Here is a 25,516-nt window from a genome sequence, read left to right on the forward strand (position 1 = left end):
TATTACTTGCGGTGGGTTGGGTCTTAATTATATTACTCTCTTCTTCTTTCGCGGTGGGTGTTGCGTGGGGGGGGGGGGGGCGGGGGGGCGCCGGGCGCGCGCACGACACCATCGGCACGTACATCACGCCACCGGCATGCTTCTGACGCCCGCGGACCGGGCCGAGGCCTGAGGACCACCCGTCACGGGCCGTCGTCACGGGCCTCGTTACGGGCCCCGTCATGCCCGTTGCCGAACACACCCCGCACGACCGGGAACCCGCAGGGCCCGGCGCCCGACTACTGGGGCGTGGGCGGCCGTTCCCGTGCGCCCGCGCGTCACGCACGAGGCAGAGGGGCAGCGGATGGGCGGGCTGGATGTGCGCATGCGGGGGGTCGCCTGCCTCCACGGCCGGGTGGAGGCCGTCGCGGAGGTCAACCTGGAGATCGCCGCAGGTGAGCGGGTGGCGTTGACCGGGACCAACGGTTCCGGGAAGACGACCCTGCTGCGCGCGGTGCTGGGGCTGCACCGGCAGGTGCAGGGGTCGATCCTGGTCGGGGGTCGGGGGACCGCTTCGCCGGCCGAGTGGGCCTGGCGGCGGCGGGCCTGCGCCTGGATTCCGCAAAAACCGGCGGCAGGCCGCTTCCCCCTGCTGGGTGGCGAGTTGCTGGCGAGCAGCGCCGCTCCGGTCGAGGCCGCCGAGGCCGCCGAGCGGCTGGGCGTGGCGGACCTGAGGGAGCGGGCGCTGCACACGCTGTCGGGCGGCCAGTTGCAGAGGATGTACCTCGCGCGGGCGCTGGGCTGCGTGGCGGCCGGGGCACAGGTGCTGCTGGCCGACGAACCCACCGCGGCCCTCGACTTCGACGGGCAGGCGGAGGCGGCCGACGTACTGGCCGCCCTCCCGGTGACGCTGGTCGTGGTGACCCACGACCGGGCCCTGGCCGAGCGGTGCGACCGGGTGCTGGAGATGGCTGCCGGCCGGCTGCGGGAGGTCTTGTGAACCTGGCCGCCGACCTGGGTGAGCTCATCCAGCTGCTGCCGGTGCAGCGGGCGGGGTGCGCACTGCTGCTGGCTGCGATCGGGCTGCCGGTGGTCGGCGTCGTCATCGTCGGGCTGGACATCATGCCGGTGCGGTTCGCGATGATGCACGTCGCGCTGCTCGGGATCGCCGTCGGGCTGCTGACCGGGCTCGACCCGATGCTGTGCGCGCTGGTGGCCTGTGCGCTGGCCGGCGCCGGGGTCGCTCCGCTGGCCCGCACTCCGGACGGGCTGTCCGGGGCGATGGGGCTGCTCATGAGCCTGGCCATCGCCGCCGCGCTGCTGGTGCTCGCCGTGTCGGGCGTCAACGCCTCCGGGGCGTTCGCCCTGCTGTGGGGATCGATCCTGTCCGTCGGGACCGCCGATCTGATCGTGCTGGGCCTGCTCGCCGTCGCCGTACCGGGTCTGTTCTGGTGGAAGCGGCGCGACCTGGCCCTGCTGCTGTACGACCGGGAGCTCGCCGAGTGTTCGGGCGTGCCCGTACGCGCCCTCACCCTTGTGCTGCTCGTACTCGTCGCGGTGGCGGTCGCCGGAGCGATCAAGCTGACCGGCGCGCTGCTCGTCGACGCCCTCACCCTGCTGCCCGCACTGGCCGCACGCCGACTCGGGACCTCGCTGAAGTCCATCGCCCTGTTCGCGGTCGGCATCGGTGTCGGCGTGAACCTGACGGGCTTCCTGCTGGCCCTCTGGCTCGACTGGCCTCCCGGGCCGGTCCTCGTCCTGACGGCGGGGGCAGTCGTCCTCGCTGTGCATCTCGTTCCCGAACGGAGAATCAGCTCATGGCGCGCACCTGCGTCCGCATCCCTGCACTCCTCGCACTGAGCACGGCACTGGCCCTGGTGACCGGTTGCGGCAACGGCAGCAACACCGCTGCTTCCGGTCGCGCGGAGGTCCCGCACGCGCACGACGGCAAACCGGTCGTGGTCGTCACCACCACCTGGGAGGGCGCCTTCGCGAAGGCGGCGGGGGCCCGGGACGTCAAGGTCATCGTGCCCCCGTCCGTACACCACGCGCCCGACTACGACCCGAAGCCCTCCGACCTGGCGGCCGTGGCGAAGGCCGACTTCGTGCTGTACGCGCCCTTCGAACCGTACGCCGCGAAGATCAAGGAGGCGGCGGGCTCCAAGGCCGGGCTGGTCGAGGTCAACCTGGACAACGACGCCGACAAGGTCGGGGCCGAGGTGACCCGGCTGGCCAAGCTGTTCGGCACCGAGGACGCTGCGGCGAAGTGGAAATCCGGCTTCGATGCCGAGTACGCCAAGCTCAACGGGGAGCTGAAGGGCGCCTGGCCCGGCGGGCAGAGCCCGGCCGTCGTCTCGCAGGTCTTCACCGCGTGGTCGGCGAAGCTCGCCGGTGCCACCGCGGTCGGCACGTACGGGCCCGAGGCCGTGACGCCGGCCCAACTGGCCGAACTGTCCCGGAAGAAGCCCGCTCTGGTCCTGGACAACGCCCATATGTCGACGGGCCCGGTGCTGCCCGACTCCGGCGCCAAGCAGGTGGAGATCGTCAACTACCCGGGTGAGGACCTCGACCTGCTGGGGGTGTACCGCAACGCCGCTGCCGAGCTGAAGAAGGGTATGGGCGCCCCCTGAGCCGTGGGCGCCCCCTTCGCCGGGGCGCCCACCTCCTGCGCACCCGGCGAAGGGGGCGGCCCGTCCGGACCGCCCCCTTGGCCGTTCCCGCCGTCCGGGGCTACCCCGCCTGCGCGAGGGGCCCGGCGGGCCCTGCGGTGGCCCGTCCGTGCACGATCAGGCGCTCGCGCAGGGCCACCCGATCGGGCTTGCCGGCCGGAGTGAGGGGGAGCTCGGCCACGAGCAGCAGGTGTTCGGGGTGCTTGCGCCGCTCCAGCCCGCGAGCGTTCAGGTGGTCGGTCAGCGATGCGAGTGTCAGCGGTCCGGGCGTCAGTGCTCCGAGCGTCAGCGGTCCGGGCGTCAGCGGTCCGGGCGCAGGGGCATCGGGGTTGCGGGGCACCACGCAGGCGGCCAGCCGCTCCCCCATCAGCTCGTCGGGGACGCCGACGCACACCACGTCCCGGACCTGGGGATGCGAGGTAAGTGCGCGTTCCACTTCGGCGGGGCTGATGTTGGCGCCACCCCGGATGACGATGTCCTTGAGCCGCCCCACGACGTGGAGGACGCCACTGGCGTCGAGGAAGCCGAGGTCCCCGGTGCGTACCCAGCCGTCGGCGGTGCGGTAGCGGGCATCGAGTTCGGGGGCGCCGACGTAGCAGAGCGGGGTCATCGGCCCGCGCGCCACGATCTCCCCGATGCCGCCGTCCGGCAGCGGTTCGCCGGTATCGGTGCCGGTGATGCGGATCTCGGCGACCCGGGGATCGGGCGTGCCGGCCACGAGGCCCAACCCGTCGGTGGGCGGGGTCCGGTTCTCCAGTCCGGTGTGGCAGTTGACCCCGTCGGCAGAGCCGTACAGGTTGACGACGGGGCAGCCGAACGCTGCCGCCGCGCCGACGGCGGTGGTCTCGTCGAGCGGGGCGCCGCCCAGGACGAGGGCGGTGGGTGCGGGCAGTTCCTCACCGGTGGCGTCGAGCCGGTCGAGCATCATCCGGACCATGGTGGGCACACCGAGGACGTGGGTCGGCTCGTACGCGCGGATCGCAGCGAGGGCGCCCTCGGGTGTGAACCGGTCGAGCAGGACGAGGGTGCCGCCGTGCCGGGCCAAGGTGACCGCGGTGCCGTTGGAGCCGAAGGCGGAGGCCAGCGGGACCAGGAACAGGCAGCGCGGCGGGGTTGGGTCGGGGAGGAGGGAGGCGAGGAAGTTCCCGCGTCCGCCGGCGAGGGCGTTGTGCGAGTACGCGACCATCTTCGGCTCCGCCTCCGAGCCCGACGAGACCAGGATGCGGGCCGCGCTGTCGGGGTCGGGGCGGGCCGGGACGAAGCCTGCCGGGTCCGCGCGCAGCACGTCCAAGAACGCGACGGTGCCTTCGGGGGCGGCGCCGGGCCCCGCGGCGATGACGTGGCGCAGGGCCGGCAGGGACCGGGCGAGGGTGCGCAGGTCGGCGGCGGGGCGGGTGTCCCGGTGCTCGGTGGCGGCGATCACGGCGGTGGCTCCGGCGCGGCGCAGCAGGGACTCGGCCTCCAGGGTTCCCCGGCCGAGGGGGAAGGGGAGCGCGATGGCTCCGAGGGCGGCGAGCGCGAGGTCGGTGATGACGGCGTTGCGGTGGTCGGGGAGCTGGACGCCGACCACGTCGCCCTCGCGGATGCCGAGGTTCCTGAGGCCGGCGGCCAGGCCCCGGACCTTGCGGTCCAGTGCGGTGTAACAGAGTGCGCCCTTGGCGTCGATGACGGCCGTGCGGTGCAGGTCGGCGATCTGGCGGGCCCTGAAGAGGCTGTAGAGGTCGAGGTCGGGGCAGGTGCCGTCGACCACCCAGGAGCGGCGGAGTTCGGCGGGCAGCAGGTCCTGCAGTACCGGCCTGTTGGTGGTCATGCGAAGCTCCAGGGGTCGGGGACGACGGGGGCGCCGTGTGCGTCGCGGCTGATCGAGTCGGCGAAACGCGGGTCGTGGTGCAGGTCGGACAGGTCGGTGGTGACCGCGGTCGCGGTCAGGCCGTGGCTGCGCAGCTGCTCCAGGGCTTCTGCGGTGCGCAGGTCGCGCAGGTCGTACGCGACTGCCGCGGCGGCGCAGGCGTCGGCGGGGGCGATCCACCCGTCGGCGGTGGGCCGTGGGTGGCGGAATCCGGCGGGGCGGCGCGGCTCCTCGCCCCGGGCGGCCCGTCGCAGTGCCGGGGCGGTCAACGTGTCGGCCGCTCCGAGGAGGGAGGAGTCCACCCGTACGCCGTGGCCCGCGCGCTCGCGCAGCAGCAGACCGGCGAGGACCGCTTCGGCGCCGAGCAGGCCGCCGAGGACGTCGAGGAGGGTCATCAGGGAGGGGGCGGGCACCGTGCCCTGCGGGTGGACGGCTTCACCGACCCCGGTGCGGGCCTGGACCATGAAGTCCGTGCCCATGGGGGCGTTGGCGAGGCGGTCGGCCCAGCCGCTGGTGTACGCGTAGACCAGCGCGGGGTTCGCGGTCGCCAGGTCGTGCGCGTCGAGCCCGAGTTCGGCGGCCTTGCCCGGGGCCCAGTTGTGGAGGAAGACGTCGGCCGCCACGGCCCTGTCCCGCAGCTCGCGCCGGCCGGCCTCCGCCTTGATGTCGATCTCGACGGACCGCTTGCCCCGGTTGAGCGCGAGCCAGCGGGCGGAGATCCCCGAACAGGCGGGCGGCATCCCGCGCAACGGGTCCCCGCCCGGCGGCTCGATCCGGATGATCTCGGCGCCCAGCAGTCCGAGCAGGTGGGCGGCGAGCGGGGCCTGGATGCGACGTCCGGCCTCCAGCACCGTCAGCCCGGCCAGGGGCCGCCCGGGGGCGGAGGCCGACCCACCGGTCGGCGGTGCCGAGCCGAGCGGAGTCAGGGACCAAGGGGCGGCGCCGTCGTGTTCGGCCGCCCGGGCGGCCAGGGTGTGCAGTGCGCACACCTGGGCCCCGGAGAGGGCGGCGGCCTGCCGGATCCGCTCCATGGGGTGGGCCCGAGTCACCGTGTGGAGGACTTCGGGGAGGGGCGCGCAGGCGGTGGCGTACCGGAACTGGAAGGGCCGCCAGCCGGCCCGGGTGGCGTCGGCGGGGGCGTCCAGGGCGCGCCAGAACCGTGCCCAGGAACCGGGGTCCAAGGTCTCCAGTTCGAAGAGGGTCCCTTCGGCGGAGGTGAAGGGAGGTCCGCCGGGGGCGAGTTCTGCGGCCTCGTCCTCGTCGGCTCCTGCTGCCGCCAGGTACTGGGACACCGCCAACAGTCCGGCCCGGTCCGCGCTGGTGGCGACGGGGGAAGCGGTACCCCCGCGGGCCTGGCCGACCAGGTTCGCGAGCAGCCCTTGGACGGTGAGCACGGCGGTGGCGGTGGCGGCGTAGTCGGCGGCCAGGCCGCTCGGGTTGCCGTTGCGGCGGCCGTGGACGGCCATGATGCCGGTGGCGGCCTGCACCGTGGCCTCGTCGACGAAGCCGGTCCGGGCAGCACCCCAGCCGGTGGTGGCGTGAGCGGGATCGAAGCCCCCGCCCGCGAGCGTGATGTGGCCCGCCGGTCGGGACGGACCAGCCGGACCAGCCGGACCGTCCTGCTCGGGACGGTCCGTCCGTGCTCCGAGCATCCGCAGGTGGTCGGCGATGACGCTCGTGATCTGCGGGGGCCCCGCGGTGTCGAAGCGCATTGTGTCGAGCGGCCGGACCGTCTGCGTGGTTGCTGGTGACGCCATGCCTCTCCTCTCCCGGCGGCGGCGGTGGCCGTCGCCCAGGTCGTACGTGCGCGGGAACCCGGGAGCGTCCGCACCCGACCAGTTCCACGGACAGACAGTCGGACAGCCGTTCCCGGGGGTTCCCGGGGAAGAGGAGGAATGCAGTGACCGATGCGGGCAGCACGCACGAGCGGTGGGGACAACCCGGTTCGCCGGTGGCCGAGTTGACTCGGCGGGTCGATCGGTTCGTCCGCGGCCGGGTGATCGGGTACGAGCCGGTGCTCGACGCGGGCGGCCCGACGGCGGCGGCCGTCCTGAGCGAATTGCGCGCGGCGGCCCGCGACGAAGGACTCTGGGCGTTGCCGCTCCCCGCGGAACTGGGTGGTGGTGGCCTGTCCTTCGGTGACTACGCGCGCCTGGCGGAGGTCGAGGGCGCCAGCGACCACGGCCCCGCCGCCCTGGGCTCGGCCCCGCTGCTCGACGTCACCATGCTGGCCCGCCACGGCGGTTCGCGGGTGCGCGAGGAGTACCTCGAACCATTGGTCGCAGGGGAAGTCCGTACCTGCTATGCCATGACCGAACCTGATGTTCCCGGCACCGATCCGTTCCTGACCTCCACCCGGGCCGAGCGGACGGCGGACGGCGGTTGGCGGATCACCGGCCGCAAGTGGTTCACCTCCGGCGCCGCCGTCGCCGATCTCGTGACCGTCATGGCCCGCACCGGAGGGGAGGTCGGGGACCGCGCGGGGCTCTCCCTGCTGCTCGTGCCCACCGGCTCCCCCGGCTTCCGCATCGTGCGCGAGCTCCCGGTACTCGGTGCGCCGGGACAGTTCGAGATGGAGCTCGACCGCGTCCGGGTACCTGCCGACCATCTGCTGGGCGAGCCCGGGGGCGCCCTCGCGATCGCGGCCGAACGGCTGGCCCTCGGACGTACCCTCCGGTGTCTTCGCTGGCTCGGCCAGGCGCAGCGGGCCTTCGACCTCATGTGCGAACGCGCCGCCACCCGAAGGGGCTCCGGTGGGCCGTTGGCGGACCACCAGCTGGTGCAGCAGCACGTCTTCGACGCTCTGCTCGCGCTCCGCACCACCCGTCCCCTGGTCCACGAGGCCGTGGACCTGATCGCCGCGGGGCAGGACGCCCGGACCGAAGTGGGGCTCGCCAAGGTCGCGGCCGCCCGGATGCTCCAGCAGGTCACCGACTCGGCCATCCAGGTCCACGGCGCGGCCGGGTTGGGCCCGGACACTCCGCTACCCGCGCTGTTCCGCACCGGGCGCGCCGCCCGCATCCTCGACGGACCCGACGAACTGCACGTCACCGCCGTGGCCCGGCGCGTCCTGCGCCGCTACGGCCCCGGGCCGGCTCCACGCGGGTGATGTCGACGAGCCCGTCCAGAGCGGCCAGCCCGAGGGCCAGGAAGTAGTCCCCCCAGATGAGTTCGTGCCGAACCGCCGGGCCCCGGTCGGCGTCGTAACAGCCGTCCAGCAGCATTCCGGCCGGACGGCCGGAGCCCGCGCCGGTCAGATGGGCGTCGGCCAGCCGGCGCAGGACCGCCACCGCCCGGTACGAGCACGCCGGCGCCAAGGGCCCGGGCACACAGGAGAGTTTCAGTAGGGCGACGGCGGTGATCGCGGCGGCCGAGGTGTCCAGGGGCGTCAGCCGCCCGGACCGCTGGGCGGCCGGCACCAGCGGCCCGTTCAGGAGTCCCCCGTCGGACAACAGCTGTTGGGCCGCCGTCCGCAGCCGGTCCGGCCGGTGCGTGGCGTCGTACGGTCGGAGCAGTGCCTCGGCGACCGCCAGGAGCAGCCACGCCTCCCCGCGGCTCCAGCCCGCGGCGGGTTCGGCACGGGGCTGCCAGCCCGCTTCCGCGTCGAAGTGCCAGGCGGGCACCGGCCGTCGGCGCCGCGCTCGGCCCTCCCCACCGAGGCAGAGGTCGAGGTGGCGGTGCAGATGGGCCGCCGCCGCGGCAGCCCCCTCCGTTCCGGCGCAGGCCAGCAGGGGGGTCATGCCCGGTACGGCGTCCGCACGCGCCAGCAGGCGCGGCCCGCCCAACGCCGCTCCCCAGGGGACGATCCCGAGCGCCGGGTCGTACGCCGCGAGGCAGGCCTCGGCCGCCGTCGCCCGCAAGGCGGCAGCTGCGGGGTCGTCCCCGGCCGGCGCGGTACCGTACCAGAAGATCAGCCCGCGGGTGGCGGTGTCGGCCACCGCCCAGGGGGCGAGGCGGGCCGTCCAGGCGGCTGCGGCCCGCCGGTGGCCATCGTCCCCGGTGTAGCGGGCCCGCAGCCACAGCAGCCCGGTCCAGAACCCTCCGGTCCATGATCCGCGGCCGGTCGTCGTCCAGCGCCCGTCGCCGGGTTCGGCGTACAGGGGGAAGCGGTCGCCGACCGCCGCCTCGGTCGTCGTCACCCGGTCCATGACCGCGGCCAGCGCGTGATCGACCCAGTCCGTGGGGTTCACGCCGTCCGCCTCGGGCGTGTACGGCGGTCCCGTACGGCCCACAACAGGGCGACGGCGGCGGCAGCCGCGAACTCCGCCGCCACCAGCGTCCAGCCGGACCCGTAACGGCCGCTTTGCGCGAACGGCCCGAACAGGGGTGGGCCGAGGGCGAATCCGGTGAAGAATCCCGCCGCGACGAGCGCCGAGTCCTGCCCGGCCCGGCCGGGCGCGGCCCGCTGCACGACGAGCACCATCGAGACGGCGTTGCCGGCCACCGCGAACACCCCGATCGCCACGGCGCCGGCCCACACCAGCGGAGCCGCCCGCAGCGCGGCGACCAGCAGGGCCGCCGCTCCGAGGGCTCCGCAGGCGAGCGCCCCCGGCATCCATTCGGCTCGCCCGGGGCGGGCCGCTTTCGACCATCCCACCCGCCCGGCGATCCCCGCGATCCCGAGGACGGCGACGAGCGCGCCGGCCGGGGTCGGCCCCATGCCCAGGCGCTGCACCCCGTACAGGGCCAGGTAGGTGTTCACACAGGCGATGCCGGCCCCCAGGAAGAGCGAGAAGAGCGCGAGCCAGGCCACCATCCCATGGGGGAGGAACGACGTCCGGGCGGGCGGCGAGGGCGGGGCCGGGTCGGCCGGCAGGGCGCGCAGTGCCCACAGTGCGGCGAGCAGGGCCGCTGCGGAGGCCGTCCAGACCGCACCGCGCCAACCGAGGCCGCCCGCCAGGACGGCGAGCGGGAGCCCGGCTGCGAAGGCGCCCCACTGCACCCCGGACTGTTTGAACCCGGTCACGGCCGCTCGTCGGTCCGTCGGGACGGCCACCAGAACGGACTTGTTGGTGGCGGGGTTGGCCAATGCCTGGGGTACGCCTCCCAGCGCGACCGCGGCCAGCAGCGGACCGGTGCCGGGCGCGGCGCCGATCAGGGCGAGCGCAACGGCGGAGAGCAGGAGCAGGGCCGCCAACGAGCGCCGGGGGCCGATCCGGTCCACGATCCGACCGCCCACTGGTGACAGCACGGCGGCCGTACCGAACCCGATCGTGGTCGTCAGCCCCAAGACCGCGGGTGAGACGTCCAGTTCCACCACGAGGCGCGGTCCCAGTGCGCCGAGGAGGAACAACTGCAGCATCGAGAACGCCATGGCGCAGGTGAGCAGTGCGGTCAGCCGTCGGCCCGCGGCCCGGTCGTGCGCGGGTGACGCTGACGCCGCCACGGCCGCTACCGCCGTCACCGGCGCCCTGCCCTCTGCTGCCACAGAAGTCTCCGTTCTGTTCCGGGGTGTTGCACACCGATCGACTCGGCAGACAGTCGGGCGACGCGGCGGGGCGGTTCCCGCTCCCCTCTGTGCGCTGCACCACATCGGAGGAGCGGACGCACCGGGCACACCAGCGCGCCGCGGCCGGACCCGAGAACTTGTCAGGGAGTGCGCACCCCTCTGCACAGCCGGGAAGGCCGGTGCGAGGATGAACCCGCCATGACACCAGGCCCCTTCCCCCGAGCCGCACGGGCTGCGATGTTCGCAGCCGTCTGCGTGCTGCTCTCGGCCACCGGCCACCTCCTCATGTCGGAGGTGTCCGCGCCGTGGTGGGCCCTGTCGGCCGCTTTGGCGGGCACGGCCACCGTGGGCTGGGCCCTCGCAGGACGCGAACGCGGGCTGCTCGCCGTCACTGTGGCCACCGTCGCCGTCCAGGCGGTGCTCCACGCGGGATTCTCCCTGGCCCAGTCGGTTCTGCATCCGTCCCTACCGGCCGGAACCCCGTTCGCCCGCCAGTGGGCCGAGTACCTGACGTGCGCGGCTGGCGGTTCGGCCGCCCGCTCGGGCCACGGGGCCCTGCGAGCCGTGCGCGTCGTCGACGAAGCCGCTCCGGGCGGGCTCGGGTCCGTTCCGGTGTCGGGCACCGCGGTGGACGCGGTGCCGGAGGCGGGCTCGTACGTCCACCATGCCGGACACGCCATGCACGCGTTGCACGGCGCGGCCGGTACCGCATCCGGGGTGACCGGCACGGCCGCGGCGGTCGACGGTCACGACATGGGCGGCATGTCACCGGCCGGAATGCTGGCGGCCCACCTGCTGGCCGCCGTGTTGTGCGGCCTGTGGCTCGCGTACGGGGAACGGGCCGCGTTCCGCGTCCTGCGCGCCCTCGCCGGATGGCTCCGTGCTCCGCTGCGCCTGCTCTTCGGTCCGACCGCGACACCGCACCGGCCGCCCGCGCCGATGTGCCGCGCGCGCCGGGGCCACGTGCTGCGTCAGCTCCTGCTCGTCCACGCCATCACCTCACGGGGTCCGCCCGCGGGAACCGCTGTCCACCTGTGACAGCTGGTTCCCCGAGTCCGCGCTGACGGCTCCACGCCGCGCGCCTCGGGCATCGGTCGTGCCACCCGGCAAGGCCGTACCCCTTTCACCGGCTCCGCCGTGCGCGGCGCCGGACACTGCCCTTAAGGACCTTGTGGCGATGACTCCTGCCCTGCCCACCCGACACCGTCCTTCCGGTGGACGGCCCGCCAGGCACACTCCGGACTCCGACGCGTCCGTGACCCGATTGGCCCTCGATGCACGCGACGGCGACCCGGCCGTCACCGACCGCTTCGTACGCGCCCTGCACCGGGACGTCTGGCGCTACGTGGCCTACCTCAGCGCTGACCCCCAGGCGGCGGACGACCTCACCCAGGACGTGTTCCTGCGCGCCCTCGCCGCCCTCCCCCGATTCGAGGGCCGGTCCTCCGCCCGCACCTGGCTCCTGTCCATCGCACGCCGCACCGTGGTGGACAGCCTGCGCCACGCCGCCGCCCGCCCCCGCCTGTCGGACCGCTGTGACTGGCAGACCGCCGCCGAGCAGGCGCAGCCGTACGGAGTCCCCGGCTTCGAGGACGGCATAGCCCTGGCGGAACTCCTGGCCGCCGTACCGGCCGAGCGACGGGACGCCTTCGTCCTCACCCAGCTGCTGGGCCTGCCGTACGCCGATGCCGCCTCTGCCATCGGCTGTCCCGTGGGCACCGTCCGCTCCCGCGTCGCCCGCGCCCGCAGCGCCCTCGTCGCGCTCCTCACGGACCCCGAACGGGCCCCGGCCGATACGGAGCAGGCGGCCCCGAAGGGACACCGGAGAGGTAGTCGGGGGAGGCGGGGGACGGCACCGCTGGCGTCGCCCGCCTGATCCTTCGACCGTGCCGCTCGGGAGGGGCGACGCACGTCCGGCTTCCGCCCCTCCCGGACCGGCCCCCGGGGCACGGGGAGCGGCTCCGCGGGAGGGGCCCGTCCGGCGGGCGCCGCCTCCGCGACCGGGAGGGGGTGGCACCTGCGCTGCTGCGATCGGATGGGTGCGCCGCATCGTCGGGGCGGCGGCCGGCCGGCTCGGGCTCCGGGCTGCATCATGTGGATGCTGACCATCCGTCGACAGCCTGCCTGTCCGCCGGCGCGCGTACGCATCCCGTGCCGTGCGCCGGCCATCGGAGCCCCGTGGAGGCCCGCATGACCCGTGAGTGGACGCGCCCCGTGTCCGTGTTCGCGCTGCTGGCAGCGCTCGCCGCAGGCGCCACCGGGTGCTCCGACAACAGCACGCCGTCCGACGTCGCGTCGAAGGCGGCCTCTGCCGTGCAGTCGATCGGCACCGACCTGAACGCTGCGGTCGCCGAGGCCAAGAAGAAGCTCGATGGTGTGAAGGGCGGGGTGGACGTGAAGAGCGACGTCCGGCTCGGAACGCCGTCCAAGGACGGCGACGGACACGGCATCGTGCCGATGACCGTCTCCAATACCGCCCAGGACAAGAAGTCCTTCGCCGTGCAGGTCAACTTCCGTGACACCGGCGGCAACCTCCTCGACACGGTCGTCGTGACCGTCTCCGACGTCGCCCCCGGCGCGACGGGCCAGGGAACCGCCCGCAGCAACCGCGCCCTTTCCGGGGACGTCACGGCCCAGACCGGGACCGCCCTGCGCTACTGAGCCCACCCCTGCCACGGAGCCCCCGCCACTCGCGGGCCGACCGGCATGCAGCACCGGGCCTGTGGCATGCGGTCTGCGGGCCAGGCCGTCCCACGACGTCGGTGACGTTCGCTCCTCCGCGCGTCTGCGTGTCCACGCATCTGCCTCTCCCGCTGACGGCGCCCGGCACGGGGTTCCCGGGAGATTTCCTCGATCGGGCGATCTCTGGGCGGCGGGCGTCTCGGATTCCACCGTGCCGCGTTTCGTCCTGGTCAACGTCCTGATCGGTGTGGTCCTCAACGCCCTCGACGAAGACCGCTGACACCGCCTGCGCCCGCGCAGACCGTGGGCAGCGCGCGGTAGGACCCGTCCGGCCGACCGCGCGCCGTCGTCCCCGGCCCAGCGGGACGGTCGCGGGCGGCCGGACGCCTCCTGCCCCGTCAGGAACCGGTGGCCCGGAAGGCGGTGACACGGACGCCGTTGCCGCAGAGTGCGAAGTCTCCGCCGTCGTCCGGCGCCAGCTGGTGCCTGCCGCCCGCCACGCCCACCACGATCGACGGCGCGACGGATGGCTCGGCGCCCGAAGCGCAGTAACCGTCCGCCTCGCCGAGAACCGGCGTGAACGTGAGCTGCGCCACCGCCCGGCCGCCGACTGCCAACGGCACCGACCGCGCCTGTCCCTGGCCCACGGCACGCAGCGGCTTGTTCCTGTCCGGCGAGCCCAGACCCGCGATGGCCACGGTGGGGAATCCCTTGAGTACGCAGGGCTTCGGGCCCCGGTTGGTCACAGTGATCAGGACCTGTGCCCCCTGTCGCTGTGCGCCGTTCGCAACGATTTGGGTGCTCGTGCACGGGGCAACCGGAGCCCGCCGTGCCACGTCCTCCGCCGCCGCCCCGGAACTGATGCCTACCAGGAGGCCTCCGGCCACGAGGGCCACGGACCAGGCCTTGATCGCGCCACGTCTCGTTGCACATGTCATGGGTCGTCCTCCACGGGTTCTACGACAGGGCCCGGAGCCCGTGGCCGTCACACGCTCCGCGGCCGGTACGACCGCGGGACGACCTGCCGCCCACCGGTCCTCAGCGGAACACCGGGAAACAGCCGGCCCCCACCGTCCTCGGGTGGCACGCAGGCGCCGGACCCGAAGGTGCCGGGCGGGCGGACGGCGGGCCTCTCCTCGGGCTCACCTCTTCCCAGCGTCCCACCGACCCGCACCGTCGGCGCGCTATGTCTGCTGCGACGTCGCAGTGGCGTCACGCCGTGGTGATGCCCGGGCCGTCAGACTTGACGCGCCCGGCAATTCCTCGCTCCCGCGAGAAGGGAGAGCACGATGTCCGCCATCAGCCGACGACGCCCGTTGGCGACGACGTGTACGGTCGTCCTGATCGGAGCAGGCCTGTTGTGGGCCCCCGCAGCGCGCGCGGCCGTACCGAGTGACCTCGCGACGCAACCGGAGGCGACTCCGGCATCACTGTGCGTCTCGCGCCCCCCTCGCGACGGATTCCCGCCCGGCGGAGGAAACAACACCGGAGGCATCCCTCCGCGGTACCAGTGGGGCAACAGTCCTTACCTGGGCGCCCGCTACGACAGTTGCCCGAGCAAGGTCAGGGTGTTCTACGGCGGCTACTCCGGGACCGGCTTCCTGCACTACACGCACTACGTCATGAAGTACACGACGCCCGGCGAACTCGGCTGGAAGACGACACAGCTCACGATCGGCCAGCATCGGGTCTGGACGTTCACCAACGCCTCCCACGGCGACTGGAACTTCAAGGTCAAGGCTTGCTTCAACGCACCCCGCGAGGGTGGCGGCGAGCGCTCCGTGTGCTCGGACTGGTCGCCACAGATCTACCTGAACTCCCGGTGATCGAGACCGGTCAGGAGCTGGTGCAGCGCGGGAGTGGGGAGCAGTCCCGTCGCCCTGTGAAGCCGCTGCTCGTAGCGTTGGAAATCGAGCAGCGCTTCGACGGCGTTGCCCTCGGCGAGATGGGCGCGGATCAGTGATGCCTGGCTGCTCTCCCGCAGCGGGTCGGCACGTACGGCGGCATGCGCGGCGGTGACCGCTTCCGCGAAGCGCCGCGCTGCGACGAAGTCCGCCGACAGCCGTTCCAGGGCGGAGGAGCGCAATTGGCGCCAGCCCTCGGCCTCCAGCAGTGCCCAGTCCTCGTACCAGCCGGGCAGGAGGTCCGCGGAGAGCTCCAGGACGGTCGTGACCCCGAATCCTCGGTCCGGAGCCGAAGGGCCCGGACCGAGGATGAGGTGGGCCAGCGACCGGGCACGGTCGAAGTCGACGGTGACGTGGTGCGCCAGGCTGAGGGTGGACATGTTCACGTCCAGCGCCTCCCGGCCGGTGTTCCGCAGGCGGGACAGCGCGGACCGGAGGTTCGCGTTGGCGCAGCGCTGGGGTGCGTCGGGCCAGAGGGTTCCGGCGACCAGAGTGCGCGGGACGGCGCCGCGGCAGGAGAGCGCCACGAAGGCCAGCACCCGCTCCGATGCGGGCGGAACGGTCAGTGGTCCGTCGTGGCCCGCCAGCGAGAAGCCTCCGAGGAGCGCCAGGCGCACGGCGGACCGCGAGGGCTCGCGCGCGCCGACGGGTGCGGCATCCGCGGCGCGCGCGGCGTCGACGTCCCCCTGGAACGAACGGCTACGGTCCATCACACCCTCAGGGTGGTCGGCGGCGCAGTGGGCCCGGTGGCGGGCCGAGCCGCCGGGGTCGTCGGTTCCAGGCTACGGGGAACCCCGGGGCCCGTCCTGCTGGCGACCGGCGTCAGCCCAGCGGACGGCGGGTTTCCTTCCGTACGTCGAGCGTGAGTCGGGCGATCTTGTCCAGGTCGACCGAGCCGGGCTCCTGATCGGCTCCGTCCGGCGCGACCCACCCGACGAAGGCGGCCGTGTTCCCGTCACCCCAAGCGCACACGGGGATGGTGGACTTGGCGCCCTCCTCGGTCAGAACCAGAACCAGAACCTGGCAGCTGACGGCGACATCGGAACCGGCCGGCTTGATGACCTTGGGCGGCCCTGCCTCGGTGGCTCCCTCCGACGTACGGGCACCTCGCAGGATCGAATCCCGGACCGACTCGGGGTCCTTGAACTGCCCGTACATTCCCGAGAGGGACAGCCCGCCGCCCTTGCTGGCCGGGCCCGCGTACTGGCCGACCGCGAACCGGGGGTTCCGGATGCTCGGGTCCCGCCTGATGGGCTCGCTGGCCATCTCCTCCTTCATGTCCTGCGAGCCGTCGGCCGTCAGCGTGTACTGACCGTCCAGCAGCTTCGGCGGGACCGTCAGCATGTGCTCGGCCGGGGGGAACGAGCTCCCGGAGGCACCTCCCAGCACCGCTTTGAGGGAGAAGCCGAGCCCGCCCAGGACGACCAGCGACCCGATGACGATGCCTGCGACCAGGCCGCTGCGGTCCCGCCGGGGCGGGACCGGATGGCCATACCCGTACGGTCCGGGCGCGGACGGCGGTGCGCCCCATCCCTGCTGGGTGCCGCCCCATCCCTGCTGCGGGCCCGCCGACGGGGCGGGCGGCCCGTACGTCTGGGGTGGCGGGCTCTGCTGTCCGCCGAAGGGGTGGACCGATCCGTACGGCGGGGGTGTGCTCATGTCAGGAAAACTATCCCATACGGTCGGGGCCCTTCGGAGCGGACCGGACGCGCACGCGTGGGCATGACGGTCGGGTCCGCAACACCCGCGGGGGCACGGGACGTCAGAGCCGACGTGCGCGGTACAGGTCGCGGATCAGGGCGATCTCGGCCCCGTGGTGCAGCAACTCCTGGTTGACCCACCACACGATGTCGATGAAGGGCTCCTCCGGATCGCTGCCGTGAGGGTAGGTGCAGTACCCCACGGCGTCCAGAGCGGTGTCGTCAACGCTCAACAGCGCCTTCCGCCAGGCAGCGGCGCCGGCGTCGAAGGCCGCGACCGCGCCGGCGACGTCCCCCTCGACGGGATAGTCGTCCCGGGTCAGAGCACGGCTGCCGGCCGTGTGGTCGGCACGCAGGGTCAGCATCTCGCTGAGGTGGCTCAGGCGCCACGCGATCGTGGTGAACGGCGGCGGCCAGGGGTGCGGGTAGGAAGCCGCATCGCGGCCCCACGCGCCGGTGGCGCTGCCGGCCAGGAGCGTCGCCCGCGGGCCCGGTCCGTCCGCACGCCGACGGACGGACCAGCAGTCGGCCACCGGTTCCCAGGCGTACTCCTCGTCGGTCATGGGACCGACCGCGGTGTCCGTTCCGTCGCCGCTGTCCATGACGGGCCCCGTCATGCGGCCGGTGAGACGCTCACGGGCGAAGTCGAACTGCTGCAGCAAGGGGACCAGTCGAGGTGGGGTCACGGAAACTCTCCTGTGTGAACGGGCCGATGCGTCGGGTAGGTGGAGCTGCCAGCCTGCCAGCCTGCCACGGTCAACGTCCCGAGCGCCTGCTCGATCGGCATACTTCTGCCATGGACAGATCAACGACTCCTTGGCGCAACACGACGCACGACTGGTCGAACACCGTGGACGTCGACCACCTCGCGCACATCCGGAACGACCCGGCGACGTTCGCTCCCGGTGGTGTACGCCACCTGATCCTCGAAGTCATCGCCTATGCGGCCGACGAGGCGGAGTCCACCGACGCCGGGCACTGCACCGTTACCCTCCACGCCGATGGGTCGGTGTCCGTCGCAGACGAAGGACGGGGCACCGACACCCGCATCGACGCGCACGGCCGGACCGTGAAGAAGCCGGTCATGGCGTCGAAGGACCTCCGGTTCTTCGACCACCCCGACGTGCAACGGCTGCCCGACGGTCTCCCGCGCCGGGGCATGTCCGTCGTGGCGGCGCTCAGCGAATGGCTCGTCCACACCAACCGGCGCGCGGGCGGGGCCTGGGTCCAGCGGTACGAGCACGGCGTTCCCGTCACGGATCTGACCCCGATCGCCGACGAGGGCACCACCGGAACCGTCGTCCGTTTCCGCCCCGCCGAGCCCCTGCGCGCGGGAGCCGCATGGACGTCCGCCGAACTGGCCCCGTTCGTCACGGCGTGGCCCCACCTCTCCGTCGAAGTCGTGGACGAGGCCGAGGCCGACGACCACCGGATCCGCTGATCCCGCAGGTCGTTGAAGTCCAGGGCGCTGAGCGAGCGTTCGCGCCCTTCTGATAACTCTTCAAGCCATGAAGAAGATCACTCGCCGGCAAGCCCTGGGTACCGCTGCCGGCGCACTCACCGCCGTCGGACTGACCGCCGCAGTCATCCACGCCTCCACCACCTCCGCGCCGGCCGGCAACGACCCACACGCGCCCAACGCGTCTTCGCCGGAAGCCTCCAGACCCATCGGCACCGTTGACGAGGTGTACCAGGGCCGCCGCATCCAAATCACGCTCGGCGCCCCGGGCGAGCACGGCGGCCATCACCTACCCGGACTGCCCACCGTGCGAATAGACGGCACCGAGCTCCACCTGATGCGCAACGCCGACAACAGCTGGCTCAGCGTCGTCAACCACTACGAGACGTTTCCTGACCCCATCTCGGCTGCTCGCGCCGCCGTCCGCGACCTCCAGGGCGCCGTCCTCGCTCCGCTCGACCCCAAGGGAGGCACGGCATGACCGTCCGCAAGAACCAGGCCGCGCTGACGCCCGAGGAGAAGCGGGCGTTCACCAACGCCCTGCTCGAACTGAAGCGCAACGGCACCTACGACCGGTACGTCAACGCCCACAACGCCTTCCTCATGGGCGACTCGGACTTCGGTGACCGGGTGGGACACCGGGCGCCCTCGTTCCTGCCCTGGCACCGCCGCTTCCTCCTGGACTTCGAAGCCGCGCTGCAGAAGGTGGATCCGAAGGTCTCGCTCCCCTACTGGGACTGGACGACGGACCGCACCTCCCGCTCCTCCCTCTGGGCCGCCGACTTCCTCGGCGGCACCGGCCGGGCCCGCGACGGGCAGGTCCTCGACGGCCCGTTCGCCTACGCGACAGGCAAGTGGGCCATCACCGTGGGGGTGGACCGGCGCCCGTACTTGCGGCGCGCCCTCGGTGCGGGCAGTGCGGCCGAGCTGCCGACCAAGGCCGAGGTGGACGCCGTGCTCGCCATGCCGGTGTACGACACGGCTCCCTGGAACAGTTCCTCGAACGGCTTCCGCAACAACCTGGAGGGCTGGCGCGGCGCCAACCTCCACAACCGGGTGCACGTGTGGATCGGCGGCCACATGGCCACCGCAGCCTCCCCCAACGACCCGGTGTTCTGGATGCACCACGCCTTCGTGGACAAGCTGTGGGCCGAGTGGCAGGCCCGCCACCCGCAGTCCCCCTACCTTCCCGGCGCGGGTACTCCGGACGTCGTGGACCTGCACGACACGATGCGGCCGTGGAACAACGTGACCCCGGCCGACATGCTGGACCACCGGAAGTTCTACACCTTCGACACCGAACCGGCCGTACCCGCTCCGGTCACCGCCAGCCCGCGGTAGCGCAGTTCGGGGCGACCGAACGGGCCGTAGCGGGGGCCGTCACCCCCGGGCTGCCGCCCTAAGCAGCGCGCCGACCCGGCCCGGGGCCGGCGCGCGGAGCCCTTCGACGACAGGGCTCCCGTCACGCCTCGCCCCCGCCCCCGCCCCCGCCCCCGCCAACTCCCCCTCTCCCCCACCCTTCCCGAGGTACACCGACACATGAGCAACCCCCGAGCCGACCGACGGGTTCGGACGTCAGAACGCCCCGTAGACGCACCCGCGCCCATCCCCTCCGCCCGGCAGCAGGGCTACGCGTGAACGACTCGAACGGATGGGGTTTCTACCTGCCCGGAGCCCTGCTGCTCGTGGCTGCGGGCCTCAAGCTCCCCGCCCTCTGGCGCAATCCGCGCGACGAACTCCTGCGGTCCGTCTGCGTCCTCCTCGTGCTGGCGACCGCGGTGTTCGGCGCCACCGCGATCCCCACCGTCATCACGATCAACAGGCTCACGGGAGTCCCGAACGCCGCCGCAGCGGTCGTCTTCTCGCTACTTACGGCCTTCTCCGGGGCCAACATCGTGCTCATCGTCCGCTGGAGCAGCGGCCCTGCGGACGCCGGGCGCTCGCGCCGGTGGTCCCGCCTGTGCACCGTGGTCACCTGCGCCGTGATCGCGGCCATCAACGTGCTCTTCGCTCTCGGCGACGCCCCCGTCGAGCGCCTGCGCGACCTGGACACCTACTACGTGTCCACGCCGTACATCAGGGAGATGATCCTCCTCTACCTCACGGCCCACACCACGGCAGCCGTCACCATGACGCTCCTGTGCTGGAGATGGGCCCGCGAGGTCGACGGCGCCCTCCGCTCCGGGCTGGGGCTCATCGCCTTCGGATACGTGCTCAACCTCTGCTACGACATCGCCAAGTTCACCGCGATCGGGTCCCGCTGGGCGGGCCGCGACCGGGACGTGCTGAGCACCGAGGTCGCGCCGGTCCTCGCCTCCGTGTCCGCGGTCCTGATCGCGACCGGATTCATCCTGCCGCTCGTCTCCCAGCACATCACGAACCAGTGGCGGATGTGGCGCCGGTACCACCGGCTGCGCCCCCTGTTCCAGGAACTGCAGGAGGCGATGCAGCACAGCATCGACCTGGCCGGCGGGCCCTGGACGTCCATCGAGATCCGGTTGACCCAGCGTGAGTCGGACATCCACGACGGAATCCTCACGGTCAGCCCCTACGTGCGGGCCGATCTGCGGGAAAGGGCCCTGCGGGAGGAACTGGCAGCGGGGCGTCCGGCCGCCGAGGCCGCAGCCGTGGCCGACGCAGCTGCCCTGGCGAGCGCGGTCGTCCTGTGGGGCCGCCGCGCTCGAAGTACCGCGCAACCGACCGTCCCACGGGACACGGGCCCCGTCCTGACCTCACCGAACAGCCCGCTGGGTCTGGTCCGGATGTCCCGGGCGCTGGCCAAGTCGGCTACGGTCCGCTCCTTCCGGCAGACCGCCGAACCGGAGAGCAGCGCACCGTGACGGCGCACCCTTCCGCCCTCGTCCCCTCGCCCCGTCGTGTAGCCGGCCACGGCCTTCGGTTCCCCGACGGCTAGAGCGCGTACGGGTACAACTCGGCCAGCCGTACGGCGAACCGGATCCGTTCTCCGGGCACCGGAACCTCGGCGCCGCCCCAGTCGACGAGGAGGACGTCCGAGGCCAGCCGGAGCGCCACGACGCCTTCGTCCACCGATTCGACGACGGCGTCCGATGGGAACGCGACGGGACGGGGACCCGGTGCCGGCCCCGGCCGACTGCCGCGCGTGCCGTTGGGGGGAACACGCTACGGGCCCGGCAGGGCGGACGCGGGAGCCCCGCCGCCCCGGCGCCGCGCCATCCGGCCCGACCGGGCCAGGACGACGGCGGGGCGGCAGCAGCCCGCGTTCCCTCGCGGCGGATCGGTTCAGGCGAGGGAGATCTTGCCGCCCTCCACCGCAATCTTCGCCGCCGCCAGCGGACGGGGGGCAGGGCCTCCGGCGACCGAGCCGTCAGCGATCTTGAACAGGCTCTGGTGACAGGGGCAGACGATGTTCCCGCCCGTCACCGTCGCGACCGAGCAGCCCTGGTGCGTGCAGGTCGCCGAGAAGGCCTTGAACTCGCCTGCTGCCGGCTGCGTGACCACCACCTTCTGGTCCTTGAACACCTTGCCGCCGCCGACCGGGATCTCCGAGGTCTGGGCGAGCGCCTGCCCGCCACCGCCACCGCCATCGCCCGCGGCCGGGGTCGTGTTCTGCTCCTTGCCAGCCGCCGCGTCGTCATAGCCATCGCTGCCGCAGCCGCTCAGGACGGTGCCCGCCAGCGTGGCGGCGCCCGCCGCGAGAACCGTGCGCCGGCGCGTGGTGTCGCCCATGCCGTATCTCCTTCTGGTCCCGGTAGTGGACCGGAGCATCCCTTGTCTCTCCGGTCTCAGCACACACACGACGGGCGCCTCCGGTCGGTTCACCACCTGCATCCGCGATTTTTCGGCCGAACCGCCGCCGGGGTTCCGCCGTGTGCAAGACGTGACCACGACATCCTCAAACCTGCGGACCCGAGCGGCCGAATACGCCCTCCTGCCGCTGCGCCTCTTCCTCGGCATCACCTTCCTCTACGCCGGGCTGGACAAGCTGACCGACGCGGCGTTCCTATCCGCCACCGGAGACGGTTCGATCGGGCAACAGATGGAGGCCGTACGGGACTCCGCCGCACTGCCCGGGCTGATCGAACTCTCCTCGCACGACCCGGTGGCCTTCGGCACCGCGATGGCCCTCGGCGAGCTGGCCGTCGGGCTCGGCGCCATGGCGGGCCTGCTGACCCGGGTCGCGGCCCTCGGCGGCGCCCTGATCTCGCTCAGCCTGTGGCTGACCGTCAGCTGGCCGACCGCTCCGTACTACTACGGCAACGACCTTGCCTACCTGATGGCCTGGACCCCGCTCATCCTCGCCGGCGCCCCCGTCCTGTCCCTCGACGCGCTGCTGCACCGCCGGCGGCGCGGATCCGCGCCGGTGCGGGCGAGAGCCCACCGGATTCCGGCCACCGCCGTCCGGTCCTAGGAGTCTGATTGCCTCGAGGCGGCGTTCACTGCGGAGGTGGGGTGCGGCGGGGCTCGGCGTCGAGCAGGGCCCATACCCGGCGCCCGTCCGTTGCTGCGTCGCTACCGCAGCTGACGACGGTGCGCAGGGCGGCGAGTTCGGTGAGGACGGCGTCGTCGGGTGCGGGACCGGTGACGTGACTGAGGACGACGACGAGGACGCGGTGGTCCTGGTCGGCAAGGTGGACGCTGATCCTCCTGCCGCCATCGGCGACCGCGGCCTCGACGAGTCGCCGTACGGCCGCATCGAGGTCCGGTTCGTCGAGGTGCGCGTACCCCCAGAGCCGGACCGTGGCCGTCGCCTGGGCGGCTGCCTTCTTGGCGGCCCACTGGTCCGCGCGGAACGTCAGGCCCGCGGTCTGCCGGTTACGGATCTGCATGCGCGGCCGTGCACGGTCCGGAGTGTGCGGCGAGGGCGTCCTCGGCCAGTGGGACGGCGGTGCCTTCGGCCCGCCCGCTTCAGCCGGCGTCGTAGTCATGCAGCCACGCTACGCGCACGAGCGGGCTCTCCGAAAGGCCCTTCCTCCTGTGCCGGTCGCCGGCGGCCGACCGCGCCGGGACGCTGCGGCTCCCGGGGCACCCGTAGGGGCCGGGGGAGGACTTCCTCGGCCTTCACCGGGCGGGGGCGGGGCACCCGGAACCCCGCAACCCTCGTTGAAATGGGCGAAGTCGGCGGAGTTGGCGGATTCGGCAGTCGGACGGCGATCAGGTGGTGCGCAGGGCCGCCGCACCGAAGGACACGTTGAAGCGGTCGCACCAGATGGTGACGCTCGTGTAGTCGGAGAGGTTCACGTCCGCCGGGACCTCGTAGTTCTGGTCGCCCTTGTTCCCCTTCAACTTGCCCAGGCTGACGTGCGCGCCGTCGTCGAAGACGAACCAGCCGTCCTTGCCTTCCTTGACCGGCGCATCGGTCAACCACAGGCGCAGGTCGGGGCCGCTGCTGGTGTCCAGGTCCTCCAGCCGGAGCGTACGGGAGCCGTCGGGCAGCCGGATGAGCTTTACCGTGCCCGTGGTGCTGTGTTCGTGGCTGATCAGCGCTCCTTGGGCCAGGACCTGCGGCCCTGACGGGGAGGCGGGCGCGGCGGGTGCCGTCGCTGAGGGACGGGGCACCGGGGCGGTGGAGACGGTCGGCAGTGCCTCGTTGACGGTGTCGTCCTGCCAGAGCTTCCACGGCTGGAACCAGTACAGCCCTGCGCCCAGCACCAACGTCGCCGAGATCAGTACTCCGGTCAGCAGCCGCCGGCCACGCCGACGCATTCCCGTCCTCGTCATGGCAGCCCCTCTTCGTCGGTTCGTTCTCCTGCATTCAATGCGGACGGGGCGACCGCACACCAGAGCGCTCGGATGACGAAAGTCTTACGTCGACGGCCGGCCCGTCATGCGCGCGAGCTCACCCTCGGCCGCACCATTGGCCATTAACCCTCCCCGATCCGTTCCTTAAGCCAGCCTCAAGATCTCGCGGATGACGCCCGAAGCGCACGTTTGTCCGTTTTCCGGTCGCTAGCGTGCTGCTCGATCCTCATCCCCGCACAGAGGCAGGTCCTCATGGCTGGCACTTCCCACCGTCGTACGACGAGCGTCAAGGTGAAGGCGGCTGCGGCGCTGGCCGTCGCCGCCGCCGTCGGGGGCACCGCCCTCGCCCTCACGGGTACGGCCCAGGCGGCCTCCGTCGGCGCGGCCTTCACCAAGGCGAGCAGCTGGAGCACCGGCTACACCGGTCAGTACGTCATCACCAACCACAGCGGCGGGACGCTCAAGGACTGGACCCTGGAGTTCGACCTGCCCGCCGGTACGACCGTCTCTTCCCTCTGGAACGGTGAACACACCGTCAACGGGCAGCACGTGACGGTAAAGCCGCCTCGGTGGGACACGGCCGGACTCTCAGCCGGCGCCTCGGTCACCGTCGGATTCGTCACCACCACGAGCGGGACCGCAGGAAGCCCGACCGGCTGTCTCATCAACAAGGCGAAGTGCTCCCCAGCCACGGGTTCCACGCCCCAGCCCAGCGGCCGGCCCAGCACACCGCCCACCACCCCGCCCACCTCTGCGCCGACGGCTTCCGCCTCACCCACCGCCAAGCCGACGACCGCGCCCACCGCCACGGCCACCGCGCAGCCGACGCCCACCCGTCCCCCGGGCGGTGGCACCACCGCGCCCGCCGGGTTCGCCCCGTACGTGGACACCTCGCTCTACCCGACCTTCGACCTCCTGGACACCGCGGCCAAGACCGGGGTGAAGGAGTTCAACCTCGCCTTCATCACCTCCGGCGGCGGCTGCTCTCCGCTCTGGGGCGGTGTCACGACCCTCGAATCGGACCGGGTCGCCTCGCAGATCACCGCCCTGCGGGCCAAGGGCGGCGACGTCCGGGTGTCGTTCGGTGGGGCGGCCGGCTCCGAGCTGGGCCTGGTGTGCACCTCCCCCACATCCCTCGCCGCCGCGTACGGCAAGGTCGTGGACACGTACGGGCTGACCAAGGTGGACTTCGACATCGAGGGCGCCGCCCTGCCCGACGCCGCGGCGAACACCCGTCGCGCGCAGGCCATCGCACAACTGCAGAAGTCCCATCCCGGGCTCGACGTCTCGTTCACCCTCCCGGTGATGCCCGAGGGGCTCACCCAGCCCGGCGTCGATCTGATCGCCAACGCCCGGCAGAACGGAGTGGCCGTCTCCGCCGTCAACATCATGGCGATGGACTACGGTCCCGCGTACAGCGGCGACATGGGTGGCTACGCGATCCAGGCGGCCACCGCGACGCAGGCACAGATCAAGGGCGTCCTGGGTCTGACCGACGCGGCTGCGTGGAAGACCGTGGCCGTGACGCCGATGATCGGTGTCAACGACGTGGCCAGCGAGGTCTTCAAGGTGGACGACGCCACGCAGCTCGTCGACTTCGCCCGCTCCAAGGGACTCGGCTGGCTCGCGATGTGGTCCGGCGCCCGTGACCGGCAGTGCCCGGGAGGCGCGAAGAACGTCGCCGACGCGACGTGCTCGTCCATCGTCCAGGAACCGCTGGCCTTCACGAAGGCCTTCGCCGCCCGCGGCTAGTGCTGTGGCCGGAAGGGTTTGCGGGCCGGTGAACCCTTCCGGGGCAATACAGCTAGGCCCCTTGAGGATCCTGAGGTCTGGCGTTCACCTCGCGGAGCATCTGGTCCTTGAGCTCGGTGCGCGCCTCGGTGCGGTGGCCGCGCGCGATGTAGTCGCGCACCACCGCCTCGACGGCGTCCTGGGGGGATCCGATCCCGGCCAGAACCATCACTTCCACCACCAGTTCGGCATCAAGACCGATGTTGACCTTGGCCACGAACACACCCCCTCGTCGGGCCCCGACTCTAGCCGTCCGGGCCTCGGCACACACGGCGTTCGAGCCATCGGAACCCCGCGTGCCCGTCACCCGGAC

27 protein-coding genes are annotated in these 25,516 nt (G+C 72.7%); 14 read left to right on the plus strand and 13 right to left on the minus strand.

Features of this window, described 5'->3' with window-relative positions; translation table 11 throughout:
• Positions 1 to 343: 343 nt before the first annotated feature.
• From ABZZ20_RS32335 to ABZZ20_RS32345, 3 genes are read left to right on the plus strand one after another with little or no spacing between them, the layout of a single operon-like run.
• The gene (locus ABZZ20_RS32335) at positions 344 to 979 is read left to right on the plus strand and encodes an ABC transporter ATP-binding protein (protein ID WP_356875793.1); all 636 of its coding nucleotides are present in this window, start codon (positions 344 to 346) and stop codon (positions 977 to 979) included.
• Positions 976 to 1,839: a metal ABC transporter permease gene (locus tag ABZZ20_RS32340; RefSeq protein ID WP_356875795.1), complete on the plus strand. Its 864-nt coding sequence runs from the start codon at positions 976 to 978 to the stop codon at positions 1,837 to 1,839. The genes ABZZ20_RS32335 and ABZZ20_RS32340 overlap by 4 nt, the downstream gene beginning before the upstream one ends.
• Positions 1,797 to 2,609 (plus strand): zinc ABC transporter substrate-binding protein, encoded by an 813-nt coding sequence (locus ABZZ20_RS32345; RefSeq protein WP_356875797.1) that lies wholly within the window; start codon positions 1,797 to 1,799, stop codon positions 2,607 to 2,609. Before ABZZ20_RS32340 ends, ABZZ20_RS32345 begins: the two co-directional genes overlap by 43 nt.
• A gap of 100 nt (positions 2,610 to 2,709) precedes the next feature.
• On the opposite strand, the gene ABZZ20_RS32350 is transcribed toward ABZZ20_RS32345, so the two are convergent.
• Positions 2,710 to 4,458 (minus strand): class I adenylate-forming enzyme family protein, encoded by a 1,749-nt coding sequence (locus ABZZ20_RS32350; protein ID WP_356875799.1) that lies wholly within the window; start codon positions 4,456 to 4,458, stop codon positions 2,710 to 2,712.
• Positions 4,455 to 6,254, minus strand: coding sequence for a CoA transferase (locus ABZZ20_RS32355; protein WP_356875801.1), 1,800 nt, complete (start codon positions 6,252 to 6,254; stop codon positions 4,455 to 4,457). The genes ABZZ20_RS32350 and ABZZ20_RS32355 overlap by 4 nt, the downstream gene beginning before the upstream one ends.
• A 143-nt stretch (positions 6,255 to 6,397) precedes the next feature.
• Here ABZZ20_RS32355 and ABZZ20_RS32360 point away from each other — a divergent pair, with 143 nt between their 5' ends.
• The gene (locus tag ABZZ20_RS32360; RefSeq protein WP_356875803.1) at positions 6,398 to 7,606 is read left to right on the plus strand and encodes an acyl-CoA dehydrogenase family protein; all 1,209 of its coding nucleotides are present in this window, start codon (positions 6,398 to 6,400) and stop codon (positions 7,604 to 7,606) included.
• Here the strand turns inward: ABZZ20_RS32360 and ABZZ20_RS32365 are convergent.
• Both ABZZ20_RS32365 and ABZZ20_RS32370 read right to left on the minus strand, forming a co-directional pair.
• A complete protein-coding gene (locus ABZZ20_RS32365; protein ID WP_356875805.1) occupies positions 7,545 to 8,687 on the minus strand; it encodes a sugar ABC transporter permease in 1,143 nt (380 codons plus the stop codon). The two genes, ABZZ20_RS32360 and ABZZ20_RS32365, sit on opposite strands and share 62 nt — an antisense overlap.
• Entirely contained in the window at positions 8,684 to 9,925 is a 1,242-nt protein-coding gene (locus ABZZ20_RS32370) for an MFS transporter (RefSeq protein WP_356875807.1), read from the minus strand. Before ABZZ20_RS32370 ends, ABZZ20_RS32365 begins: the two co-directional genes overlap by 4 nt.
• A 219-nt stretch (positions 9,926 to 10,144) precedes the next feature.
• Here ABZZ20_RS32370 and ABZZ20_RS32375 point away from each other — a divergent pair, with 219 nt between their 5' ends.
• The 3 genes from ABZZ20_RS32375 (at position 10,145) to ABZZ20_RS32385 (ending at position 12,607) form a co-directional block, all read left to right on the plus strand.
• Positions 10,145 to 10,984, plus strand: a complete 840-nt coding sequence (locus ABZZ20_RS32375) for a hypothetical protein (protein WP_356875809.1) — start codon at positions 10,145 to 10,147, stop codon at positions 10,982 to 10,984.
• A 139-nt stretch (positions 10,985 to 11,123) separates the two neighbouring features.
• Positions 11,124 to 11,822, plus strand: a complete 699-nt coding sequence (locus ABZZ20_RS32380; protein ID WP_356875811.1) for a sigma-70 family RNA polymerase sigma factor — start codon at positions 11,124 to 11,126, stop codon at positions 11,820 to 11,822.
• 314 nt (positions 11,823 to 12,136) lie between these two features.
• Positions 12,137 to 12,607: a hypothetical protein gene (locus ABZZ20_RS32385; protein WP_356875813.1), complete on the plus strand. Its 471-nt coding sequence runs from the start codon at positions 12,137 to 12,139 to the stop codon at positions 12,605 to 12,607.
• 419 nt (positions 12,608 to 13,026) lie between these two features.
• On the opposite strand, the gene ABZZ20_RS32390 is transcribed toward ABZZ20_RS32385, so the two are convergent.
• Positions 13,027 to 13,566, minus strand: a complete 540-nt coding sequence (locus ABZZ20_RS32390) for a DUF4232 domain-containing protein (RefSeq protein ID WP_356875815.1) — start codon at positions 13,564 to 13,566, stop codon at positions 13,027 to 13,029.
• Positions 13,567 to 13,917: 351 nt separating this feature from the next.
• Between ABZZ20_RS32390 and ABZZ20_RS32395 the strand changes: the two genes are divergently transcribed.
• The gene (locus ABZZ20_RS32395; RefSeq protein ID WP_356875817.1) at positions 13,918 to 14,454 is read left to right on the plus strand and encodes a hypothetical protein; all 537 of its coding nucleotides are present in this window, start codon (positions 13,918 to 13,920) and stop codon (positions 14,452 to 14,454) included.
• On the opposite strand, the gene ABZZ20_RS32400 is transcribed toward ABZZ20_RS32395, so the two are convergent.
• From ABZZ20_RS32400 to ABZZ20_RS32410, 3 genes are all read right to left on the minus strand, one after another.
• Complete coding sequence (locus tag ABZZ20_RS32400) at positions 14,436 to 15,242, minus strand: BTAD domain-containing putative transcriptional regulator (protein ID WP_356875893.1); 807 nt, start codon at positions 15,240 to 15,242, stop codon at positions 14,436 to 14,438. The two genes, ABZZ20_RS32395 and ABZZ20_RS32400, sit on opposite strands and share 19 nt — an antisense overlap.
• Positions 15,243 to 15,354: 112 nt before the next feature.
• A complete protein-coding gene (locus ABZZ20_RS32405) occupies positions 15,355 to 16,191 on the minus strand; it encodes a hypothetical protein (protein WP_356875819.1) in 837 nt (278 codons plus the stop codon).
• Positions 16,192 to 16,294: 103 nt separating this feature from the next.
• Positions 16,295 to 16,918: a DinB family protein gene (locus ABZZ20_RS32410; RefSeq protein WP_356875821.1), complete on the minus strand. Its 624-nt coding sequence runs from the start codon at positions 16,916 to 16,918 to the stop codon at positions 16,295 to 16,297.
• Between the two features lie 110 nt (positions 16,919 to 17,028).
• On the opposite strand from ABZZ20_RS32410, the gene ABZZ20_RS32415 reads away from it, so the two are divergent.
• The 4 genes from ABZZ20_RS32415 to ABZZ20_RS32430 all read left to right on the plus strand — a co-directional run bounded on the left by ABZZ20_RS32415 (position 17,029) and on the right by ABZZ20_RS32430 (position 20,531).
• Positions 17,029 to 17,673 carry an ATP-binding protein gene (locus ABZZ20_RS32415; protein WP_356875823.1) on the plus strand — a complete coding sequence of 215 codons (645 nt, stop codon included), beginning with the start codon at positions 17,029 to 17,031 and terminating at the stop codon, positions 17,671 to 17,673.
• A gap of 67 nt (positions 17,674 to 17,740) precedes the next feature.
• On the plus strand, positions 17,741 to 18,172 hold the full coding sequence (locus ABZZ20_RS32420) for a tyrosinase family oxidase copper chaperone (protein WP_356875825.1): 432 nt from the start codon (positions 17,741 to 17,743) through the stop codon (positions 18,170 to 18,172).
• Positions 18,169 to 19,032: a tyrosinase family protein gene (locus ABZZ20_RS32425; RefSeq protein ID WP_356875827.1), complete on the plus strand. Its 864-nt coding sequence runs from the start codon at positions 18,169 to 18,171 to the stop codon at positions 19,030 to 19,032. The genes ABZZ20_RS32420 and ABZZ20_RS32425 overlap by 4 nt, the downstream gene beginning before the upstream one ends.
• Positions 19,033 to 19,325: 293 nt before the next feature.
• Complete coding sequence (locus ABZZ20_RS32430; RefSeq protein WP_356875829.1) at positions 19,326 to 20,531, plus strand: MAB_1171c family putative transporter; 1,206 nt, start codon at positions 19,326 to 19,328, stop codon at positions 20,529 to 20,531.
• A gap of 70 nt (positions 20,532 to 20,601) precedes the next feature.
• On the opposite strand, the gene ABZZ20_RS32435 is transcribed toward ABZZ20_RS32430, so the two are convergent.
• Positions 20,602 to 20,739, minus strand: coding sequence for a hypothetical protein (locus ABZZ20_RS32435; RefSeq protein ID WP_356875831.1), 138 nt, complete (start codon positions 20,737 to 20,739; stop codon positions 20,602 to 20,604).
• Between the two features lie 213 nt (positions 20,740 to 20,952).
• The gene (locus tag ABZZ20_RS32440; RefSeq protein WP_356875832.1) at positions 20,953 to 21,399 is read right to left on the minus strand and encodes a Rieske (2Fe-2S) protein; all 447 of its coding nucleotides are present in this window, start codon (positions 21,397 to 21,399) and stop codon (positions 20,953 to 20,955) included.
• A gap of 151 nt (positions 21,400 to 21,550) precedes the next feature.
• Between ABZZ20_RS32440 and ABZZ20_RS32445 the strand changes: the two genes are divergently transcribed.
• Complete coding sequence (locus ABZZ20_RS32445; protein ID WP_356875834.1) at positions 21,551 to 22,081, plus strand: DoxX family protein; 531 nt, start codon at positions 21,551 to 21,553, stop codon at positions 22,079 to 22,081.
• A 25-nt stretch (positions 22,082 to 22,106) separates the two neighbouring features.
• On the opposite strand, the gene ABZZ20_RS32450 is transcribed toward ABZZ20_RS32445, so the two are convergent.
• Both ABZZ20_RS32450 and ABZZ20_RS32455 read right to left on the minus strand, forming a co-directional pair.
• The gene (locus ABZZ20_RS32450; protein ID WP_356875836.1) at positions 22,107 to 22,499 is read right to left on the minus strand and encodes a hypothetical protein; all 393 of its coding nucleotides are present in this window, start codon (positions 22,497 to 22,499) and stop codon (positions 22,107 to 22,109) included.
• 325 nt (positions 22,500 to 22,824) lie between these two features.
• Positions 22,825 to 23,391 carry a DM13 domain-containing protein gene (locus ABZZ20_RS32455; protein ID WP_356875838.1) on the minus strand — a complete coding sequence of 189 codons (567 nt, stop codon included), beginning with the start codon at positions 23,389 to 23,391 and terminating at the stop codon, positions 22,825 to 22,827.
• A gap of 273 nt (positions 23,392 to 23,664) precedes the next feature.
• On the opposite strand from ABZZ20_RS32455, the gene ABZZ20_RS32460 reads away from it, so the two are divergent.
• The gene (locus ABZZ20_RS32460) at positions 23,665 to 25,164 is read left to right on the plus strand and encodes a cellulose binding domain-containing protein (protein WP_356875840.1); all 1,500 of its coding nucleotides are present in this window, start codon (positions 23,665 to 23,667) and stop codon (positions 25,162 to 25,164) included.
• A gap of 52 nt (positions 25,165 to 25,216) precedes the next feature.
• Here ABZZ20_RS32460 and ABZZ20_RS32465 read toward each other — a convergent pair whose 3' ends face one another.
• A complete protein-coding gene (locus ABZZ20_RS32465) occupies positions 25,217 to 25,420 on the minus strand; it encodes a type II toxin-antitoxin system VapB family antitoxin (RefSeq protein WP_356875842.1) in 204 nt (67 codons plus the stop codon).
• Positions 25,421 to 25,516 lie beyond the last annotated feature (96 nt).

The sequence above is a fragment of the Streptomyces sp. NPDC006430 genome (genome assembly GCF_040612395.1).
GTDB lineage: Bacteria > Actinomycetota > Actinomycetes > Streptomycetales > Streptomycetaceae > Streptomyces.

Coding starts and splice junctions, on each gene's coding strand:
- ABZZ20_RS32335 (WP_356875793.1), top strand. CDS start 344: ATGGGCGGGCTGGATGTGCGCATGCGGGGGGTCGCCTGCCTCCACGGC.
- ABZZ20_RS32345 (WP_356875797.1), top strand. CDS start 1,797: ATGGCGCGCACCTGCGTCCGCATCCCTGCACTCCTCGCACTGAGCACG.
- ABZZ20_RS32350 (WP_356875799.1), bottom strand. CDS start 4,458: ATGACCACCAACAGGCCGGTACTGCAGGACCTGCTGCCCGCCGAACTC.
- ABZZ20_RS32355 (WP_356875801.1), bottom strand. CDS start 6,254: ATGGCGTCACCAGCAACCACGCAGACGGTCCGGCCGCTCGACACAATG.
- ABZZ20_RS32375 (WP_356875809.1), top strand. CDS start 10,145: ATGACACCAGGCCCCTTCCCCCGAGCCGCACGGGCTGCGATGTTCGCA.
- ABZZ20_RS32380 (WP_356875811.1), top strand. CDS start 11,124: ATGACTCCTGCCCTGCCCACCCGACACCGTCCTTCCGGTGGACGGCCC.
- ABZZ20_RS32385 (WP_356875813.1), top strand. CDS start 12,137: ATGACCCGTGAGTGGACGCGCCCCGTGTCCGTGTTCGCGCTGCTGGCA.
- ABZZ20_RS32390 (WP_356875815.1), bottom strand. CDS start 13,566: ATGACATGTGCAACGAGACGTGGCGCGATCAAGGCCTGGTCCGTGGCC.
- ABZZ20_RS32395 (WP_356875817.1), top strand. CDS start 13,918: ATGTCCGCCATCAGCCGACGACGCCCGTTGGCGACGACGTGTACGGTC.
- ABZZ20_RS32400 (WP_356875893.1), bottom strand. CDS start 15,242: ATGGACCGTAGCCGTTCGTTCCAGGGGGACGTCGACGCCGCGCGCGCC.
- ABZZ20_RS32405 (WP_356875819.1), bottom strand. CDS start 16,191: ATGAGCACACCCCCGCCGTACGGATCGGTCCACCCCTTCGGCGGACAG.
- ABZZ20_RS32415 (WP_356875823.1), top strand. CDS start 17,029: ATGGACAGATCAACGACTCCTTGGCGCAACACGACGCACGACTGGTCG.
- ABZZ20_RS32420 (WP_356875825.1), top strand. CDS start 17,741: ATGAAGAAGATCACTCGCCGGCAAGCCCTGGGTACCGCTGCCGGCGCA.
- ABZZ20_RS32425 (WP_356875827.1), top strand. CDS start 18,169: ATGACCGTCCGCAAGAACCAGGCCGCGCTGACGCCCGAGGAGAAGCGG.
- ABZZ20_RS32440 (WP_356875832.1), bottom strand. CDS start 21,399: ATGGGCGACACCACGCGCCGGCGCACGGTTCTCGCGGCGGGCGCCGCC.
- ABZZ20_RS32450 (WP_356875836.1), bottom strand. CDS start 22,499: ATGCAGATCCGTAACCGGCAGACCGCGGGCCTGACGTTCCGCGCGGAC.
- ABZZ20_RS32455 (WP_356875838.1), bottom strand. CDS start 23,391: ATGACGAGGACGGGAATGCGTCGGCGTGGCCGGCGGCTGCTGACCGGA.
- ABZZ20_RS32460 (WP_356875840.1), top strand. CDS start 23,665: ATGGCTGGCACTTCCCACCGTCGTACGACGAGCGTCAAGGTGAAGGCG.